Origin of the sequence: Rhodococcus sp. NPDC080181 (genome assembly GCF_040702225.1) — a bacterium.
Taxonomy (GTDB): Bacteria; Actinomycetota; Actinomycetes; order Mycobacteriales; family Mycobacteriaceae; genus Rhodococcoides; species Rhodococcoides fascians.
On record NZ_JBFBKN010000014.1, the window covers coordinates 1 to 18,566 of the forward strand.

The 18,566-nt window shown below is 63.6% G+C and carries 19 protein-coding genes, 1 tRNA gene and 1 pseudogene; 6 read left to right on the forward strand and 15 right to left on the reverse strand.

Going from position 1 to position 18,566, the window contains the following annotated elements:
- Positions 1–123 precede the first annotated feature (123 nt).
- From nrdE to AB0O58_RS16760, 5 genes are all read right to left on the reverse strand, one after another.
- The gene (gene nrdE, locus AB0O58_RS16740) at positions 124–2,229 is read right to left on the reverse strand and encodes a class 1b ribonucleoside-diphosphate reductase subunit alpha (RefSeq protein ID WP_230591982.1); all 2,106 of its coding nucleotides are present in this window, start codon (positions 2,227–2,229) and stop codon (positions 124–126) included.
- Between the two features lie 94 nt (positions 2,230–2,323).
- Positions 2,324–2,785, reverse strand: a complete 462-nt coding sequence (nrdI, locus tag AB0O58_RS16745; protein ID WP_027496602.1) for a class Ib ribonucleoside-diphosphate reductase assembly flavoprotein NrdI — start codon at positions 2,783–2,785, stop codon at positions 2,324–2,326.
- 24 nt (positions 2,786–2,809) lie between these two features.
- On the reverse strand, positions 2,810–3,043 hold the full coding sequence (locus AB0O58_RS16750) for a redoxin NrdH (protein WP_027496601.1): 234 nt from the start codon (positions 3,041–3,043) through the stop codon (positions 2,810–2,812).
- A gap of 402 nt (positions 3,044–3,445) precedes the next feature.
- A complete protein-coding gene (ykgO, locus tag AB0O58_RS16755; protein ID WP_027496600.1) occupies positions 3,446–3,568 on the reverse strand; it encodes a type B 50S ribosomal protein L36 in 123 nt (40 codons plus the stop codon).
- A gap of 43 nt (positions 3,569–3,611) precedes the next feature.
- Positions 3,612–4,178: an NAD(P)H-dependent oxidoreductase gene (locus AB0O58_RS16760; protein WP_094717631.1), complete on the reverse strand. Its 567-nt coding sequence runs from the start codon at positions 4,176–4,178 to the stop codon at positions 3,612–3,614.
- Positions 4,179–4,282: 104 nt separating this feature from the next.
- Between AB0O58_RS16760 and AB0O58_RS16765 the strand changes: the two genes are divergently transcribed.
- The gene (locus AB0O58_RS16765; RefSeq protein ID WP_027496598.1) at positions 4,283–4,882 is read left to right on the forward strand and encodes a TetR/AcrR family transcriptional regulator; all 600 of its coding nucleotides are present in this window, start codon (positions 4,283–4,285) and stop codon (positions 4,880–4,882) included.
- A 10-nt stretch (positions 4,883–4,892) separates the two neighbouring features.
- Here the strand turns inward: AB0O58_RS16765 and AB0O58_RS16770 are convergent, their stop codons facing one another.
- Positions 4,893–5,675: a fructosamine kinase family protein gene (locus tag AB0O58_RS16770; protein ID WP_048320249.1), complete on the reverse strand. Its 783-nt coding sequence runs from the start codon at positions 5,673–5,675 to the stop codon at positions 4,893–4,895.
- Positions 5,676–5,741: 66 nt separating this feature from the next.
- Between AB0O58_RS16770 and nadE the strand changes: the two genes are divergently transcribed.
- Complete coding sequence (gene nadE, locus AB0O58_RS16775) at positions 5,742–6,587, forward strand: ammonia-dependent NAD(+) synthetase (protein WP_032366345.1); 846 nt, start codon at positions 5,742–5,744, stop codon at positions 6,585–6,587.
- A 30-nt stretch (positions 6,588–6,617) separates the two neighbouring features.
- On the opposite strand, the gene AB0O58_RS16780 is transcribed toward nadE, so the two are convergent.
- Entirely contained in the window at positions 6,618–6,863 is a 246-nt protein-coding gene (locus AB0O58_RS16780; protein ID WP_032401382.1) for a MoaD/ThiS family protein, read from the reverse strand.
- A gap of 31 nt (positions 6,864–6,894) precedes the next feature.
- Positions 6,895–7,947 (reverse strand): GTP 3',8-cyclase MoaA, encoded by a 1,053-nt coding sequence (gene moaA / locus AB0O58_RS16785; protein WP_283549262.1) that lies wholly within the window; start codon positions 7,945–7,947, stop codon positions 6,895–6,897.
- A 179-nt stretch (positions 7,948–8,126) separates the two neighbouring features.
- Between moaA and glp the strand changes: the two genes are divergently transcribed.
- Genes glp through AB0O58_RS16800 form a run of 3 tightly spaced genes read left to right on the forward strand, consistent with a single transcriptional unit; the run spans position 8,127 to position 10,727 of the window.
- Complete coding sequence (glp, locus tag AB0O58_RS16790) at positions 8,127–9,317, forward strand: gephyrin-like molybdotransferase Glp (RefSeq protein WP_032390071.1); 1,191 nt, start codon at positions 8,127–8,129, stop codon at positions 9,315–9,317.
- Positions 9,305–10,321, forward strand: a complete 1,017-nt coding sequence (moaCB, locus tag AB0O58_RS16795) for a bifunctional molybdenum cofactor biosynthesis protein MoaC/MoaB (protein ID WP_045841881.1) — start codon at positions 9,305–9,307, stop codon at positions 10,319–10,321. Before glp ends, moaCB begins: the two co-directional genes overlap by 13 nt.
- A complete protein-coding gene (locus AB0O58_RS16800; protein ID WP_027496591.1) occupies positions 10,314–10,727 on the forward strand; it encodes a molybdenum cofactor biosynthesis protein MoaE in 414 nt (137 codons plus the stop codon). Before moaCB ends, AB0O58_RS16800 begins: the two co-directional genes overlap by 8 nt.
- A gap of 5 nt (positions 10,728–10,732) precedes the next feature.
- On the opposite strand, the gene AB0O58_RS16805 is transcribed toward AB0O58_RS16800, so the two are convergent.
- Together AB0O58_RS16805 and AB0O58_RS16810 are read right to left on the reverse strand one after the other, a co-directional pair.
- The gene (locus AB0O58_RS16805; RefSeq protein ID WP_094622397.1) at positions 10,733–11,791 is read right to left on the reverse strand and encodes a CobW family GTP-binding protein; all 1,059 of its coding nucleotides are present in this window, start codon (positions 11,789–11,791) and stop codon (positions 10,733–10,735) included.
- A gap of 11 nt (positions 11,792–11,802) precedes the next feature.
- Positions 11,803–12,888, reverse strand: a complete 1,086-nt coding sequence (locus tag AB0O58_RS16810) for an N-acetylmuramoyl-L-alanine amidase (protein WP_230597463.1) — start codon at positions 12,886–12,888, stop codon at positions 11,803–11,805.
- Between the two features lie 549 nt (positions 12,889–13,437).
- On the opposite strand from AB0O58_RS16810, the pseudogene AB0O58_RS16815 reads away from it, so the two are divergent.
- A pseudogene (locus AB0O58_RS16815) lies at positions 13,438–13,781 on the forward strand (Lsr2 family protein).
- Between the two features lie 114 nt (positions 13,782–13,895).
- On the opposite strand, the gene AB0O58_RS16820 reads toward AB0O58_RS16815, so the two are convergent.
- The 5 genes from AB0O58_RS16820 to AB0O58_RS16840 form a co-directional block, all read right to left on the reverse strand.
- Positions 13,896–13,968: transfer RNA gene (locus AB0O58_RS16820), tRNA-Ala, on the reverse strand.
- A gap of 126 nt (positions 13,969–14,094) precedes the next feature.
- Positions 14,095–14,841, reverse strand: a complete 747-nt coding sequence (locus AB0O58_RS16825) for a DsbA family protein (RefSeq protein WP_032372668.1) — start codon at positions 14,839–14,841, stop codon at positions 14,095–14,097.
- A gap of 25 nt (positions 14,842–14,866) precedes the next feature.
- A complete protein-coding gene (locus AB0O58_RS16830) occupies positions 14,867–16,024 on the reverse strand; it encodes an MFS transporter (RefSeq protein ID WP_045841964.1) in 1,158 nt (385 codons plus the stop codon).
- 77 nt (positions 16,025–16,101) lie between these two features.
- Positions 16,102–17,742, reverse strand: a complete 1,641-nt coding sequence (gene pgm, locus AB0O58_RS16835; RefSeq protein WP_027496584.1) for a phosphoglucomutase (alpha-D-glucose-1,6-bisphosphate-dependent) — start codon at positions 17,740–17,742, stop codon at positions 16,102–16,104.
- 89 nt (positions 17,743–17,831) lie between these two features.
- Positions 17,832–18,563 carry a DUF1295 domain-containing protein gene (locus tag AB0O58_RS16840; RefSeq protein WP_366238531.1) on the reverse strand — a complete coding sequence of 244 codons (732 nt, stop codon included), beginning with the start codon at positions 18,561–18,563 and terminating at the stop codon, positions 17,832–17,834.
- Positions 18,564–18,566: the final 3 nt, after the last annotated feature.

Sequence of the window (18,566 nt, forward strand, 5' to 3'; positions counted from 1 at the left end):
TCTTCCCCCCCCCCCCCCCCGCCCTGGTCCGTGGGCCGCGCTCCCTCGCCGGGGTTTCCTCCCCTGGCGTCGTGTGTCTTTTGCGCCCCTCCAGGTACGCAAAACGCGCACGACGGCGAAGCCCTACAGCATGCAGCTGACGCAGCCCTCGACCTCGGTGCCCTCGAGGGCCATCTGACGCAGACGGATGTAGTACAGCGTCTTGATGCCCTTGCGCCATGCGTAGATCTGCGCGCGGTTGATGTCGCGGGTGGTGGCCGTGTCCTTGAAAAACAGCGTCAACGACAGGCCCTGATCGACGTGTTGCGTTGCGGCAGCGTAGGTGTCGATGATCTTCTCGTAGCCGATCTCGTACGCATCCTGGTAGTAATCCAGGTTGTCGTTGTCGAGATACGGTGCCGGGTAGTAGACGCGGCCGATCTTGCCTTCCTTACGGATCTCGATCTTCGACGCCACCGGGTGAATCGACGAGGTCGAGTTGTTGATGTACGAGATCGAACCGGTCGGCGGAACGGCCTGCAGGTTCTGGTTGTAGATTCCGTACTCCTGCACCGACGCCTTCAGCGCGGCCCAGTCGGCCTGGGTCGGGATGGCGACGTCGGAGTCGGCGAACAACTTCGCGACCTTCGGTGTCGCAGGCTCCCACACCTGGTCGGTGTACTTGTCGAAGAACTCACCCGACGCGTACTTGGAATCCGGGAAACCCTTGAAGTACTGGCCGCGCGCCTTCGCCAGCTGATTCGACGCCTGGATGGCGTGGAACAACACCGTGTAGAAGTAGATGTTGGTGAAGTCGATTCCCTCGGTCGAGCCGTAGTGAATGCGCTCGCGGGCGAGGTAGCCGTGCAGGTTCATCTGACCCAGGCCGATCGCGTGAGAGTCGTTGTTGCCCTGCTCGATCGACGGTACCGAGAAGATGTGGGTCTGATCCGACACCGCAGTCAGACCACGGATCGCCACCGCGATGGTCTTACCGAAATCGGGCGAATCCATCGTCTTGGCAATGTTCAGCGAGCCCAGGTTGCACGAGATGTCCTTGCCCACATGGCTGTACGAGAGGTCGTCGTTGAACGTCGACGGCGTCGAGACCTGGAGAATCTCCGAGCACAGGTTGGAGTGAGTGATCTTGCCCTTCACCGGGTTCGCACGATTGACGGTGTCCTCGTACATGATGTACGGGTAGCCGGACTCGAACTGCAGCTCGGCGAGGGTCTGGAAGAATTCACGCGACTTGATCTTGGTCTTGCGAATCCTCTTGTCGTCGACCATCTCGTAGTACTTCTCCGAGACGTCGATGTCGGCGAACGGCACTCCGTAGATGCGCTCGACGTCGTACGGCGAGAACAGGTACATGTCCTCGTTCTTCTTCGCCAGCTCGAACGTGATGTCCGGGATGACGATTCCGAGGGACAGCGTCTTGATGCGGATCTTTTCGTCCGCGTTCTCACGCTTGGTGTCGAGGAACTTGTACACATCGGGGTGGTGCGCGTGCAGGTATACCGCGCCCGCGCCCTGGCGTGCCCCGAGCTGGTTGGCGTACGAGAACGAATCCTCGAGCAGCTTCATGATCGGGATGACACCGGACGACTGGTTCTCGATCCGCTTGATCGGCGCACCTGCTTCGCGAATGTTGCTCAGCAGCAATGCAACTCCGCCGCCGCGCTTGGACAGCTGCAACGCGGAGTTGATGGATCGTCCGATGGACTCCATGTTGTCTTCGATGCGGAGCAGGAAGCACGAGACGGGCTCGCCGCGCTGCTTCTTGCCCGAGTTGAGGAAGGTGGGCGTCGCGGGCTGGAATCGGCCGGCGATGATCTCGTCCACGAGATCGGTGGCCAGGGCTTCGTCACCGGCCGCCAGCGTCAATGCCACCATGCACACACGGTCCTCGAAGCGTTCGAGGTAGCGCTTACCGTCGAACGTCTTGAGCGTGTAGGAGGTGTAGTACTTGAACGCGCCGAGGAAGGTCGGGAATCGAAACTTCTTCGAGTACGCGTGGTTGATCAGGAACTTCACGAACTCACGTGAGTACTGGTCCAGAACCTCGGGCTCGTAGTAGTTCTCCTCGACCAGGTAGTCCAGCTTCTCGTCCAGGTCGTGGAAGAACACGGTGTTCTGGTTGACGTGCTGCAGGAAGTACTGATTGGCAGCTTCGCGGTCCTTCTCGAACTGGATCTCACCGTTGGGCCCGTAGAGATTGAGCATCGCGTTGAGCGCGTGATAGTCCATGTCACCGTCGCTGCGAACGGTCGCGGGTGCGGGTGCTGCGTCGGTGATGGTCGGTGCCACGGCGGTGCTCCTACTGGTCTGTGGTGGTTGATGCTCAGTGCGTGTGGGCAGCGCGACGGACTTCCCGTTCCCAGAAGTCTTCGAGTCCCTCGCGGACTCGCACTACGTCCTCGGGGGTGCCCATCAATTCGAAGCGGTAGAGATACGGAACCGCGCATTTCTGCGAGATGACGTCTCCGGCAAAGCAGAAGGAGTCACCGAAATTGGTGTTTCCGGCAGCGATGACGGCTCTGATCAACGACCGATTGTGCTTGTCGTTGAGAAACTTGATCACACGCTTGGGGACGTAGTTGGTGTCGCGGCCGGCGTACGTCGTTCCTCCGCCGTACGTCGGCACGATCAGGACGTAGGGAGAGTCGACGCGAAACGTGCCGTCCGGATCTCGTAAGGGAATGCGCGTCGCGGGGATATCCAACTTCGATACGAAACGGTGCGTGTTCTCCGACGCGCTGGAGAAGTAGACGAGTGAGTTCGAGGACTGCTGTTGTGAACTCACCGCTCACTCACTTTCTCGATCTGTTCAAGCAGCGTTCGTCGCGAGGGTCTTGATGCGATCCGGGCGGAAACCGGACCAGTGGTCGTCACCGGCGACGACGACGGGGGCCTGCAGGTAACCGAGCGCCATGACGTAGTCACGTGCCTCGGGGTCCTGCGAGATGTCGATGACGGAGTACTCGATACCCGCTTTGTCGAGGGCGCGGTAGGTGGCATTGCACTGGACGCAGGCGGGCTTGGTGTAAACGGTGATGCTCATGGTGTCCCTCTTTCCGTTGTCGCCGTCGGGTGCACCGATGGCGACGATGTGCTCTGCGTGTGGCACCGAGAACATCTCCCGCTCAGGGCGACTGCGACCTGCTCGAACCCACGTCGTTCGGGCTCTTCGAGTTGTGGTCTCTCGGCGGGTCAAACACTACACCTAGTGTCCCCCATCTGCCTAGAACACGAGATGTTGCGAACAACATGCGTGGTATTCGCTGGTCACGGCCGTGCGACCGATGCTCGTTCACCCCGCATCGGCGTGTCGGACGTCACAGAACGAGGTGTCTTTCGTCACTACGGACCGTCACCCCGGCAGTGACGATCACCGAAGACACCCGCGCACGACGACGGCCCCTCGGAATTGCTCCGAGGGGCCGTCACGTGGATCACGCGAGTGTCAGCGTTGACGCGCCTTGAACCGCGGCTCCTTCTTGTTGATCACGAACACGACCCCATGGCGGCGAACCACCTGGGCGCCGGGCTTGTTCTTGAGCGATTTCAGAGAATTTCTCACCTTCATGAGACCAGGCTACATGAAAACGATTCCCGATACCATCAAGCGGTCAGGCGCTGACGAGTTCCTTCGACGCCTTGACCAACTCGGCCACGACATGGCCGATCTCACCGGACACCTCGGCGTTCTCACGCGGGTGAGCGGCCCCGAACTTGTCGATGGTGCCGCCGATGGAGAGCTGGACGTCCTCGAGTACGGATCCGCCGGCGATGCGGACGGCCTTGCTCGTGTCCTCGTGGGCCCACTTGGCTCCGTTGCCGCTCGGCGATGCGCTGATGACCACGACCGGCTTGCCCACCATGGCACCGGCACCGTAGGGACGTGAGAGCCAGTCGATGGCGTTCTTCAGCACGGCCGGAATGGTGCCGTTGTATTCGGGCGTGACCAACAGCAGCGCAGAAGCCTTCTCGGCAGCGGCGCGCAGTGCGAGGGCGGCCGCAGGCACGGAGCCGTCGACGTCGATGTCCTCGTTGTAGAAGGGAACGTCGCCCAGCCCGTCGTAGACCACGATCTCGGCATCGGCCGGTGCGACGGTGACTGCAGTCTCGGCAATCTGCTTGTTCACCGATTCGGCGCGCAGGCTTCCGACGAGAACGAGTACGTGTGCGTCTGACATGAAATCTTCCTTCGAAAGTTCGGATGACGTGATCGTCGTGTCAATTCATACCATCCAAACGGACCGCGGTCCACTTGTATTCCTCAGCGAGGTACCCTGAACAGGTGACCGGTCCGATGCTGCCCGTAGTAGGCGAAGACTCCGAACGCTGTGACGCTGCCCGCAACCGCCGGCTGCTCCTCGACGCCGCGACGGAGCTGGTGGCGACCCTCGGTGCCGACGCCGTCACCATGGAAGCCGTGGCAACGAGGGCCGGCGTCGGCAAAGGCACCGTGTTCCGGCGCTTCGGCAACCGCGCCGGGTTGATGCGAGCCCTGTTGGATCACACCGAGAAGATGTTGCAGAGCTCGTTCATGTTCGGCGAACCGCCGCTCGGGCCCGGTGCCGATCCCATCGACCGCCTCGTCGCGTTCGGTCGGGCACGGCTGGAATTCGTCAGGGTTCAGGGCGAGGTGCTGCGGGCCGCGGAAAGCTCGGCCGACGCTCGGTATTCGGCTCCGGCGCACATGGTCAATTTCACACACGTTCTGTCTTTGCTCCGTGCAGCCGGCGTGGAGGGAGACCTGGAACTTCTCACCTACTGGCTGCTCACCCCCCTGGAAGCCACGTTGGTGCTGCACCAGTACCGAGACCTCGGAATGACGATGGATCGTCTGGCCGACGGGTGGGAAGATCTGGTGCGCAGAGCAACTCGCGTCCCATAGCGGTTGTCGGTCACGTCGCGAGGGTCGACAGTGCTGCCGAATGCAAGGCAGTTCCGTACGAACGGCCGTGTCCGGCCGCATGCACGGCCAGAGGATGCAACTGGTGGAGGGCGGTTCGGTCGCGCCACCCCGTCCGCAGCGGGTGCACGGACTCGTAGCCGTCGACCATGGCGTCCAGATGAGGACAGCCGAACAGTGCCGCCATCGCCAGATCCGTTTCGCGATGGCCGCCGTGTGCCGCGGGATCGATGAGCACGACACCCGCATCGGTCCAGAAGACGTTGCCGTTCCACAGGTCTCCGTGGATTCGACTGGGCGGTTCATCATCGTCGAACTCGCCGTCCGCCACCCGCTCGCACGCCGCCTCGACGGTCGCCGCCTCGGACTGCGTCACGTTTCCGGCGTCGACCGCGATCCGCAGAAACGGCAGCACTCGCTCGGCGGCGTAGAACGAACCCCACGTGGCGTGGACAGTGTTGGTCATGGGCCGCGAGCCGATGAACAACTGCCCGGGAAACGGTGTGCCGTCCGGGCGATTCGGCGGAGCCCCGAATCCGGCCGCGCCGCCGTCGTGCATCCGGGCCAGTGCGCGCCCGAATCGACGGGCCGCGATCTCGGTGGGACGCGCGGCCGTCAACCGCTCGAGTTCGATGAACGTCGGTCCGCGATCGAGAACACCGACGACAGGCACCCCTGTCTCACCGAGCCACGCGAGTCCCGTCGCCTCGGCCTCGAAGAAGTCCGGGTGCGCGCGGGTATCTCGCTTGACGAAGGTATCGGTGGATCCGCTCACGTCGAACGACACTACGCATCCTTCTCGACCCGAACGCGTACCCGCACTCGTCATTAGGATGATCGGATGGGACACATCAACTCGGAATTGCGCTCCGGAATCATGCGTGAGCTGGCGGTACAGTCGACCATCGATCCGGTGACGGAGGTCCGCAGGCGCGTGGACTTCCTCAAGGACTACCTCGCGTCGACCCCGGCCTCCGGTTTCGTACTCGGGATCAGCGGCGGACAGGACAGCACGCTCACCGGCAAGCTCGCACAGCGGGCGGTGACCGAACTACGAGCCGACGGGCACGAGGCCGAATTCGTCGCCGTACGGCTCCCCTACGGTGTGCAGGCCGACGAGGACGACGCGGCGATCGCACTGAAGTTCATCGATCCCGACCGCACGGTGACGGTGAACATCAAGGAGGCCTCCGATGCCGCAGCCGCTGCGACCGCAGAGGCTCTGGGAACCGGCGAGGTCCGAGATTTCGTGCGCGGCAACATCAAAGCTCGCCAACGCATGGTCGCCCAGTACGCGATCGCCGGCGAACTCGGATATGTGGTCGTCGGCACCGATCACGCGGCCGAGGCGGTCACCGGCTTCTTCACCAAGTTCGGCGACGGCGGGGTGGATCTGACGCCACTGACCGGCCTGACCAAGCGTCAAGGCGCTGCGCTGCTGCGCGAGCTCGGTGCGCCCGAAAGTACCTGGCGCAAAGTCCCCACCGCGGATCTCGAAGACGACCGACCGGCTCTACCCGACGAGGAGGCCCTCGGCGTGACATACGAGCAGATCGACGACTACCTCGAAGGCAAGGACGTCACCGAGGAAGTGGCCGACAAGCTCGAGAAGATGTTCGCCGCGACGCGGCACAAGCGAACCGTTCCGGTGACACCGTTCGACGATTGGTGGAAGAACGGTCACTGACCGACCTTCGTCGGCGGCGATCGGTGACGATCAGCCGCCGGCGAACGGCGGCAGTACGTCGACTCTGCGGCCTACGGACCGACCCAGATCGCGGGTCAACTCGTCTCCGACCAGATATGCCGACACCCGCAGAATCGGTTCCATCGGGGCTCCGTACCGAGAACGGATGGCCTCGCGCAATTCTCCCAGCGTCGAACCGACCGGAAGAGTGAGGTGTTCCGACTCGCAGCCGGACGCGTCGACGGCGGCCGCGAAGTACCGCACCTCCACCTGCATCGTTCGACTACCGGTCGTGCTGGGCTGTATCTCAACCACCGATTGCTCCCATACTGCGGGTCGGTGGCACGAAGCCCTCGGCGTCGATGCCGTGCCCGGCCCATTTGTTCCACATGGCTCCGCGCCATACTGCTGCCAACTCGTCATCGGTGGCACCGCCCCGCAGCGCCGCGCGAAGATCCGTCTCGTCGTCACTGAACAGGCAGGACCTGATGGTCCCCTCGGCAGTGAGCCTCGTTCGATCACAGTCGCCGCAGAACGAGCGCGTGACGGACGCGATGATTCCCACGGTCGCCTCCGTACCGTCCACGCTCCATTCCTCGGCGGGAGCGGATGGATCGGCGCGACCCACTTCACGTAGATCGAACGCAGTGGACAGCTCGTCGAGCAACGTCTGGGCGTCGATCATGTTGTTGCGGGCCCATTCGTGATCGGCGTCGAGTGGCATCTGCTCGATGAATCGAAGCGCGACCCCCTCGTCCAGACACCACCGGAGCAGATCCACGGACCCGGAGAGGGTATCTCGCATCAGTACGGCATTGACCTTCACCGGACCGATGCCCGCCTTCTTGGCCGCCCGGATGCCGGCCAGCACCGACGGCAGACGATCGCGTCGAGTCAAGCGCGCGAACTGTTCGCGATCGACCGAGTCCAACGACACGTTGACGCGCGTCAGACCGGCCTCGGCGAGGGCCTGCGCACGATGTTCCAGACCGACGGCATTGGTGGTCATGGACAACGGCACGCCGTCCGCCACAGCGGAGCACGAACGAAGGATCTCGTCCAGATCTCGACGCATCAGAGGCTCGCCGCCGGTGAAACGCACGTCGCGTATTCCCAACAGGCGCACGGCAACCGAGACGACCCGAGCGATCTCGCCAGCTGTCAGCAGGTCGGCTGTGGGAATTGCCGGCAGCCCCTCCTCCGGCATGCAGTACGTGCACCGCAGCGAGCACTTCTCGGTGATCGAGATGCGCAGATCGCGTGCCACCCGCCCGAATCGATCGATCAGATGCGGCACGTCGGGACGATCGTCCACCGGGCCGAACGACGACCCCGAGGAAGCTGCACCGATACGCGGGATCCCGAGGGACGTGACACTGTCCACCGTCACCTCACACCTCGAATCCGTCTGTTCCTGCATGTCTCACATCGGCTTGTCTACCCAGTATGCCGCAGCCCACACGCGCCCGTCGTGTCGGCGTGCCTAGGATTGGCAGCCATGACGGCTGAGCACACTCGAGCGATCACCGGACCTGCACTGTGAGCGCCGTATCCGTCGAGGAGCACGCAGCAGCGATCGAGTCGCTGCTCGCAGACTTGGGCACCCGAGCAGCCCAACGAGTGCCGCTGGCCGACGCACTGGGGCGGGTGGCATTCCACGACGTGACCTCCCCCGTCGATCTACCTCTGTTCCGAAATTCGCAGATGGACGGTTATGCGGTCGATTCTCGCTCGGTGCAGTCTGCGCCCGTGACGCTTCCGGTATCGACGATCATCGCTGCCGGACCCACCCGACCGTCGACGCTCACGCCCGGTAGCGCAGCCAAGATCATGACCGGCGCACCGATACCCGACGGAGCGGACGCCATCGTCCCCGTGGAGGACACCACGGTGACCACCGCAGGTGCGGTAACCGTCGAACGAGCCCGCGTCGCTGGCGAATTCGTGCGCGAACAGGGTAGCGACGTACGCGCGGGAACGGTCCTGATCGACGCGGGCAGAGTGCTCGAGCCCCGGCACATCTCGGTTCTCGCGGCCGTCGGACTGGCCACCGTCGACGTACGGTCGCGTCCTCGGGTGGCCGTGGTGACCACCGGAGCAGAGTTGGCCGACGCAGGCGAGACGCTCTCGCCCGGTCAGATCTTCGACTCGAACGGCATCACTCTTGCCGCGCACCTGCGCGCGAGCGGTGCCGACGTGGTCACCGTCGCACGCAGCACCGACGATCCGGAACGCTTCCGAAGCATCCTCACCTCCGCAGCCGAATCGGCGGAGCTCATCATCACCTCCGGTGGAGTGTCGATGGGCGACTTCGAGGTGGTCAAGGACGTTCTCGCGCCGCTGGGTGGACAGTTCGGATCGGTTCGGATGCAACCGGGTGGACCGCAGGGCATCACGATGTTCGACGGGACCCCGGTCCTGAGTTTCCCCGGCAACCCCGTCAGCACCGTGGTGTCGTACATCATGTTCGCGCGCAACATCGTTCGGCGATCGGCCGGCCTGCCACCGGTCTTGTCGGGCCCTGCGACTCTGTTCCAGTCGATCATCTCGCCGCCGGGCAGGCGTCAACTGCTCCGCGGGAAATTGCGTGACGACGGCCGGGTCGAACTGGTCGCCGGACCTGGGTCCCACCTGGTGGCCGCACTGGCGTGGGCCGACGTGCTCATCGACATCGCCGCCGAGACAACCGAACTCGCCGCAGGATCACCCGTGGAGGTATGGCCGCTGTGACCACCGAAGTTCCGCAGAACCCCCTGTCGCACCTCGACGACGAGGGCCGCGCCCGCATGGTCGATGTGGCGCACAAGAAAGAGACCTCAAGAACGGCTGTGGCGGCAGGCGAGTTCGTCACCACGCCCGAGGTCATCGGGTTGGTGCAGGCGGACGGCATGCCGAAGGCCGATGTGCTGGCGACCGCTCGGATCGCCGGTATCTCGGCTGCCAAGCGCACGTCCGATCTGATTCCGCTGTGCCATCAACTCGCGCTCTCGTCGGTCAAGATCTCCTTCGGATTCACCGACACCTCCATCACGGTCGAGGCCACCGCCCGCACGACCGGTAGAACCGGCGTCGAGATGGAAGCCCTCACCGCCGTCGCGGTTGCCGGGTTGACTCTGCACGACATGGTCAAGGCGGTCGACCCGGGTGCGACGATGAACGGCGTCCGGCTGATCACCAAAGACGGTGGTAAGCACGGGCATTGGCAGCGTGATGCGAAGGCGACCGCCCCCGACGACGACGCTCGGCCGTCGGAGGGGACGAAGTCGGCGGTCGTGCTCGTGGCCTCCACCGGCGGTGCTCGCGGGACCCGCCCGGACACCACCGGCCCGTCCATCGCGTCCTGGCTGACCGATCGGGGCTTCGCGGTGCGTGGCCCGCTGGTGTACGCCGATGCCGACATCGAGGCCGGGCTGCGCGACTCGCTACGCGGCGAGCCGTCGCTGATCATCTCGACCGGCGGAACCGGCGTCTCCCCTACCGATGCAACTCCGGAGGCCACGGCGGCACTGCTCGACATCGAGATGCCAGGAATAGCAGACCAGATCCGCACCAAGGGAACCTCCGCGACGCCTCACGCGGTGCTGAGTCGCGGAGTGTCCGGGTTGATCGGACGTACCCTCGTCGTCAACTTGCCCGGATCACCGGGAGGCGTGAAAGACGGCTTGGCCGTTCTCGATCCGCTCCTCGATCATGTACTCGCCCAGATCTCAGGAGGAGGACCCCACGATGACTGAACTCGTCGCCCGCATCTCGAACGAGCCGCTGACGACCGCCGAAGTAGAAGCCGCGGTACAGGATTCGCACCACGGCGCCGTGGTGCTGTTCAGCGGAATCGTTCGTGACCACGACGGTGGCCACGCCGTGGAAACTCTCGAATACCGCGCCCACCCCGATGCGGAACGCTTCTTGAGCCGATGCTGCTCGGAGGTCTCGTCCGAAACCGGTCTTGCGGTCGCTGCCGTGCATCGCGTCGGGGACTTGCGGGTCGGCGATCTCGCACTTGTGGCCGCAGTCGGATCGGCTCATCGCGCCGAGGCGTTCGAGGCGTGCGCCCGACTGGTCGAACGCATCAAGGCCGAGGTACCCATCTGGAAACGGCAGGGCTTCGAAGGCGGGCGCACCGAATGGGTCGGACTGTAGAAGACCTACGCCGGCTCGAGGTATCGATGGACCGGCAACATGGCCGAGGCGTCGACTGCGTCGTCAGGGCCGCGCACGCAGGCCCGCAGTCGATGTTCGACCGCGTCCGCATCGAGTTCGGTGCCGATCAGCACCAGTGATGTCTGCTGGGCTTCATCCCGTGACCACGCTGCACTCTCGAACCGAATGTGTCGCCCCACCGTCTGCACGATGAACTTCTGCTGGTGTCCCGGCAGGTCGAAATGCACGACACCCTTGATGCGGTAGAGGTTTCCGGTCGGGTTCTCGAGAAATGCGATCAGCCGACGCGGCTCCATCGCTGCAGTGCTGACGAACTCGGTATGCGAGTACTGCGCATGCAGGTGTCGGTGGTGTCCGTGCTCGTGGCAGCTGTCGTCGTCGAGGTGCTCGCGGAGAAGTTCGTCGAAGGACAATTGCACGGGTAGTGCGGATTCGACCGGCCCGTTCTGGGGCCGGTCGAACAACAACAGAGGATCGACGCGTCCGAACGACACAGCTGCGACAGGGACGTCGCCGACAATGGACCGAACCGTCGACACCACCGCAGAGCGCTCCGAATCCTCGACGGCGTCGGACTTGTTCAGTACCACCAGATCCGCCAATTGCAGATGCTGATCGATTTCGGGATGCAGGGTGCGGGTATCCGCGAATTCGACTGCGTCGACGACTCCCACCAATCCGCCGTACACGATGAACTCGTTCTCGCTGCCGCGCACCATTCGAATGAGATTCCGTGGCTCCGCCAATCCGCTGGCCTCCACCACGATCACGTCTATGGCCGAACGGCGGTGAGCCAGCGCATCGAACATCGCGTCCATGTCAGTGATGTCCACCGCACAGCAGATGCATCCGTTGCCCAGTGACACCATCGAATCGACCTGTCCTGCAACGAGCATGGAATCGATGTTGATCGCACCGAAATCGTTGACCACGACGCCGATCCGAATTCCCGCATCGTTGCGCAACAGATGATTGAGCAGAGTGGTCTTGCCGGCACCCAGAAAGCCGGCAACGATCACCACCGGAATTCGTCGACGCGCCACGCCGGTCGAGACTACCGGGCGGCGACAATTCGATTCAGGAGGCCTCGAGCGAAGGTGGAGACGCTGCTGACGTTCTCGTCGGTCACCAATCCCTTCAACCCGTCGACACCGAACGATTCGACATACGGCGAGACGCTTTCGAGCAGTCGAGACAAGGCACTACGACCCGCTACGGACGTCGACGTAGCTGCGGGGACAGTCGCGCTCGTCGGTGTCGGCGCAGAGGCGGTGGGAACTGCGACGTCCGGCGACGAGGCAGCCTCGGCTCCGAGGAGATAGTCGATGATGCCGGTGGAGATGGCGATCGCATGCTTCACCTGACCGTCCGAGCTCTCCAGCACCGCCGCGTCGTCCGGGTTGGAACCATTGCCCATCTCGACGAACACCAACGGAACAGTCGTCAGTGCGGGCCCCGCGACGTCGGATCGTTCCTGGATCCCGTCGACGACGCCCGAGTAATTGGCGGGATCGAACCCGGCGCGAACGTAGGAATCTCTCATCAGCTTCGAGGCCGAGCGCCCGCCCTCCGACTGAGCCGCATCGGCCGCCGCATTCGGAATCGGCAGTGTCGGCACGATCAGATGGAATCCGTGCTTGTCGGTGTCGGTCGTCGTGCTCGTCGAGTCCGCATGAATGCTGACGGCCACATCGGCTCCGGACGCGCTGGCAGCGCGAGCCCGATCGTCGACGCACCCGCCCCACCCGGTGTCGTCGACGCGGCTGGTCTTCACCGTCGCACCGAGACTCTCCAGACTGGACCGAACCAGCTCCGAGACCTTCCAGTTGATGGTGTGCTCCGGCACCCCGTCCACCGTGGTCATGCCCGTGGTCTGGCAATCCTTGGTACCGCCGCGCCCGTCGTCGACCTGCCGTTGCAGATTCTCCGAGTGAGCTGTGCCCTGGTGACCCGGATCGAGGAAGACCGTCTTTCCCGTCAACTCTCGTCCGGCCGATTCCGTGCCGGGTGTCGCCGACGGCGCAGTGGCGGGCGCGGACGGGTCGGCCGATACCGGTGCGCCGACGAGCGCTCCAGCACTCAGTAGACCTGCGCACATCAGCGTCACCGCAGCCGACCCGGCTGTTCGTGAAGATTTCATCGACTCGTGGGCGCTCCGGTGGAGCCGGTCGCGCCACTCCCCTCTCGGCACCTCGGACGCCGTCGAGCCACGCGGTTCCCATTGGCATCAGGAGCTACCGTGCGTCACAACGGACACTTGCTGCTCGAGTGAACCAGAGATCGATCCATTCGAGTCCCTGATCGAATTTCGTTAGCCAAAGGAGTGCATTTCGTGATCGATCCGTTGCGATCTGCCCAGCCTTCTCATGTTTCCCACGACGGCGACACAAGTGCCGCGAAACTCCGAAACCGGCCGCCGGCTCGAACCGACCCCGAGAACGAATTTCCTATGAATACCGGACAGTTTGTCTTTGTTCACCGCAACAGCGATCCCTCGCACTGCGCACACACTTAATGCCTGCGCCACGTCGGTTTCGACGAATACATCTGCAGATTCTGTGGCAATGCTGCGAAACCGGTAACAATCGATCGGCCAGCATGGATATACACATTGTTCGGCCGTATAGTCGACACAGTTCGATCTGGACATCCCCCCGCATCATTCCCTGCACCATTGGAGAGCTTCAGCATGGCCAGAAAAGTCTATGTGCAACTAGTCGATGACATCGACGAAAAACCGATCGAATCCGGTGGCGAACACATAACCTATTCGGTCAACGGAGTCAGCTACGAAATCGATCTGAGCGACAAGAACGCCAAAGAATTCCACCGCAAGCTCGACTATTACATCGAGCACTCGACGAAGGTGGGCGGAAAGCGACAGAAGAAGTCGAGTTCCCCGGCCACCGGGGCGAAGCGCGACGCCATCAGACCAAAGCCATCAGAGAATGGGCGAAGGCGAACGGCCACAACATTTCTGCGCGCGGAAGAATACCCGCCGAAGTGGAGCAGGCGTTCGACGCAGCTCACTGACCCCCGCCTTCCGAATCGGCGTCTCAGGACCCAATCTGCAGACGCCGATTCGGTGGCCGAAGCCATAGACACAACAAAAGCGCCGCCCGATGGGCGGCGCTTTTGCTTTCTCGGTGGAGCTAAGGGGACTCGAACCCCTGACCCCCACACTGCCAGTGTGGTGCGCTACCAGCTGCGCCATAGCCCCGAGTACTGCGTGCTCCCGCTCATGCGGTTGCTCGAACGAAGTTACACCATCGCTCGCGGCAGCAACAAATCAGCTGGTGCGGCCCGTACTCGATGCTCCGGTACGGGCCCCCGCGCTCGACCCCGATCAGCCGACCGTAGCCAGCCATTCCGAGTCGCCCAGCGCGTCGACCACCTGTCCGTCCACCAGAACACCCGGAGTTCCGCGTGCGCCCGATGCGGCCAAGGCGTCCCGACCGGTCGTCGCGTCCGCCACCGCTGCGTCACGCTGAGCGCCCGTGGTGATGCACTCCACCGCAAGATCGCTCGCTCCGTTCGACGTTGCCAGCTCCGCCAGCTCGGCATCGGTTCGGTCGGAGTCGCTTCCTTCCTCCGGCTGGAATTCCGGGTCGAACAGCGCGGCGTGGAAAGCCGAGTAGACCCGCGCATTCTCGGTGGCGGCCACGCAGTGCGACGCCGCAACGGCCCGCGTCGAATAGTCACCCGAGGCCGAGCTCGCATCGAGGAAATTGATCAGGTGGTAGTTGACCGAGACAATGCCGTCGTCGATCTTCTGAGCCAATTCCTGGCCGTGCTTCACCTCGAGATCACTGCAGAATGGGCACATCGGGTCCTCGTAGATATCGAGGACGCGCTGCGCGCCCGGACGAGCCAATACGACGACACCGTCTCCCGGCAACGACAATTCGACCTCGGGATTCTTGACCGATCCGTACCCGTCGTTCCGGGGCGCGTCGCTGCCTCGCTGCCACAGGATCGCTACCACGACGACCGCGACCACCACGAGGAATGCAATACCGCCCAGAACGTACGTCACGGTATTCGACGAGGCCTGCGGAGTGTGTTTCGTGCTGGATGTCTTCTTCTCGCTCACAGAGCGAATACTACGGACGTATCCGTCAGCTGCGCTCGCGCTCGAGGGTGTCCGGAACGCGCGACCACCACAATCCCGCCAGTAGAAGCAGTGCGCCCGTCACGGCGAAAGCCGGACCGAACGAGACCCGTTCCACGATCATTCCGGCCACGATCGGGCCGATCACAGCGCCCACGTCGGACGCCATCTGGAAGGCAGCCAGCACGGGTCCTCCACGCGCCTTGGAGCCGATCACGTCGGCGACCGAGGCCTGCTGGGCAGGACTCATCAGGCCCGATCCGATTCCGGCGATCAACGACACCGCGAGGAACAACACCGGATCGTGGACATAGCCCATCACGACCGTTCCCAGGCCGCACACCGCCAAACCGCCCAGCATGAACGGTTTGCGTCCGCGTACGTCGGACAGGCGACCGGCAGTGGTGAGAACCAGTGCGTTACCCACTGCGAACACCGTGAGAGCAATCCCGACGAACACCTCGGACCGCTGCATTGCCTCGACGACGAACAACGGCACCAGCGCCACCCGGACACCGAACACGGCCCATCCGTTTGCGAAATTCGACGCCAGGGCGGCCCGATAGGACGGGATTCGCAGAGCAGCGAGCAACGACATCGTCGGCGGCGCAGTTCCCTTCTCCGGCTTGACCAGATCGGAATTGCCGAGGGTGAAGTACACGACGGCAGCGGCGATCACCAGAGCCACGGCATAGATGACGAACGGCACCCGCAGACCGAAACCGACGAGCGCGCCGCCGACGAGCGGACCACCGATGGTTCCCAGCAAGAAAGCGGTCGCGTACAGCCCGGAGATGCGGCCTCTACTGGTAGGTGGACTGATTCTGATCAGCAGTCCGAGAGCAGACACCGAGAACATCGTCGACCCGATCCCGCCGAGTCCGCGAAACACCAGCAGCTGCCAGTACGTCTGAGCCAGAGCGCACGCACCGGTGGAGACCGCCACGATCAACAGTCCGATCAGGTAGACGGGTCGTTCGCCGAGCCGCTGAACCAGAGCGCCGCTCGCAGGCGCGAACAGCAACCGCATGAGAGCGAAGGCACTGATCACTGCCGACGCGGCCGTGTATCCGACGCCGAATTCTCGAGCGAACTGCGGCAGGGCAGGCGCGACGATGCCGAATCCGAGGGCGATGACGAACGCTGCCGAGACCAGTACCCAGATCTCCGGTGGGAGTTTGCCTCCGGGTTGGAATGCCGGCTCGGGGGCCGGGCTGTCGTGGTCGGGTGTCGGTGAGTCGGTCACGAGCTCTCGAGAGCGGACGAGACCAATTCACGTGCTGCAGCCTGGACCTCGGCGAGGTGTTCCTTGCCCTGGAACGACTCCGCGTAGATCTTGTAGACGTCCTCGGTTCCCGACGGACGAGCTGCGAACCAGGCGCTCTCCGTTGTCACCTTCAGCCCACCCAGTGCGGCCCCGTTTCCGGGAGCCTCGGTCAGCGTCGCGGTGATCGGCTCCCCCGCCAATTCGGTGGCGGTGATCTGGTCGGGCGACAACTTGGCGAGCACAGCCTTCTGCTCCCTGGTTGCCGGGGCGTCGACTCGGGCGTACGACGGATCGCCGTACTCGGCTGTGAATTCTGCGTAGCGTTGCGACGGTGTCGATCCGGTGACCGCGGTGATCTCCGAGGCCAACAGCGCCAGAATGATTCCGTCCTTGTCCGTGGTCCACACTCGCCCGTCGTGCCGCAGGAACGAGGCACCGGCGCTCTCCTCGCCGCCGAAGCCGAGCTCGCCGTCCAGCAGGCCCGGCACGAACCACTTGAACCCGACCGGGACCTCGAGCAGCTTTCGTCCGAGACCGGCGACGACGCGATCGATCATGGAGGAACTCACCAGCGTCTTGCCGACTGCCGCGGTCGGTGACCACCCGGGTCGGTGGGTGAACAGATAGTCGATCGCGACCGCGAGGTAGTGATTGGGGTTCATCAGACCACTGTCGGGAGTGACGATGCCGTGTCGATCGGAGTCGGCGTCGTTGCCCGTGGCGATGTCGAATCGATCCCGGGCTGCGATCAGTGATGCCATCGCGTTCGGCGACGAGCAGTCCATTCTGATCTTGCCGTCCGTGTCCAACGTCATGAAGCGGAACGTGCCGTCGACCAACGGATTGACGACGGTCAGATCGAGGTTGTGTCGTTCGGCGATCGCATCCCAGTAGTCGACACTGGCACCGCCGAGCGGATCCGCACCGATGCGAACTCCGGCGGCGCGGATCGCATCGAGATCGAGCACATTCGGGAGGTCGTCCACGTAGGTGCCGAGGAAGTCGTACCGCGAGACGCTTCCCGCGAACGCCTGCGCGAGAGTCACACGCTTGATACCGGTAATGCCCTCGCGCAGAAGCTCGTTGGCGCGGGCAGCGATCACCGACGTCGCATCGCTGTCGGCCGGTCCACCGTGCGGAGGGTTGTACTTGAACCCGCCGTCACGCGGCGGATTGTGGGACGGTGTGACCACGATGCCGTCGGCTTTCGCGGTCGGCCCCGACTCGTTGTACCGGAGAATGGCATGACTGACGGCGGGCGTCGGGGTGTAGCGATCCCCCGAGTCCACCAGAACGTCGACGTCGTTGGCTGCCAACACCTCCAGAGCCGTCGTCCACGCGGGCTCGGACAATGCATGGGTGTCTCGACCGATGAACAGTGGCCCGGTGATGCCTTGCGCGGAACGATATTCCACGATGGCCTGCGTGGTGGCGACGATGTGCGCCTCGTTGAACGCCGAATCCAGGCTCGAACCTCGATGACCCGAGGTCCCGAACACGACCTGCTGACTCGGCTCCGACACGTCCGGAATGCGCGAGTAGTACGCCGTGACGAGTTGCGAGAGATCCACCAGATCCTCCGGCAGTGCAGTGGTTCCAGCTCTCTCGTGCGCCACGATGCGCCTCCTCAATCCTCGAACGAACCGAATCCGGTCGACGAACCGAATTTCTCGTTCAACCCTAACGCCGCTGCCCCACCCGCGAGCTACTTGCTCTGCCGTTTCGGTGGCCGTGGCAGAAAATAGCTGGTTCGCTGCTGATATTCGCGATACCCCGGACGCTTCTCCATGCTCCGTTCCAACAGTCGAGCCCCGGTGGCGAACACCAAGAAGTACGTCATCGCGACGGGCGACAGAAGCGTGAACACCCCAGGCCACGCCGAGGCCGAGACGAGGAACAGGCCCCACCACACTGCCGAGTCGCCGAAGTAATTGGGATGCCGCGTCCAGGACCACAGACCACGGTCCATGATCTTGCCCTTGTTCGACGCGTCGGCCTTGAACTCCTTCAATTGCGCGTCGCCCACTGCCTCGAACGTCCATCCGAGTAGCCAGATCACTACGCCGAGTACGACGACGGGTAGAACCGATCCGTGTGAGACGGCGGATACCTGCAGTGGAAGGGACACGAACCACAGCGCAACCGCCTGCGTCAGATAGATCTTCCGCAGGGCATACCAGGTTCTGTTGCCGGTGGCCTTGGACAGCAGCTCGGTGTACCGCGGATCCTCACCGTGTCCGCGTGAGCGCTGCACCATGTGCAGCGCAAGACGAAGCCCCCACACTCCGACGAGCACGACGAGCAGGAGTCGTCGCCATAGATCACCGGTTCCGGTCGCAGCGGAGATCAGCGCGATCAGAACGAAGCCGCCACCCCACGTCACATCCACGACATTGTGTCGTCCGATACGGGCACCGACGAGGGCGGTGACCATCATCAG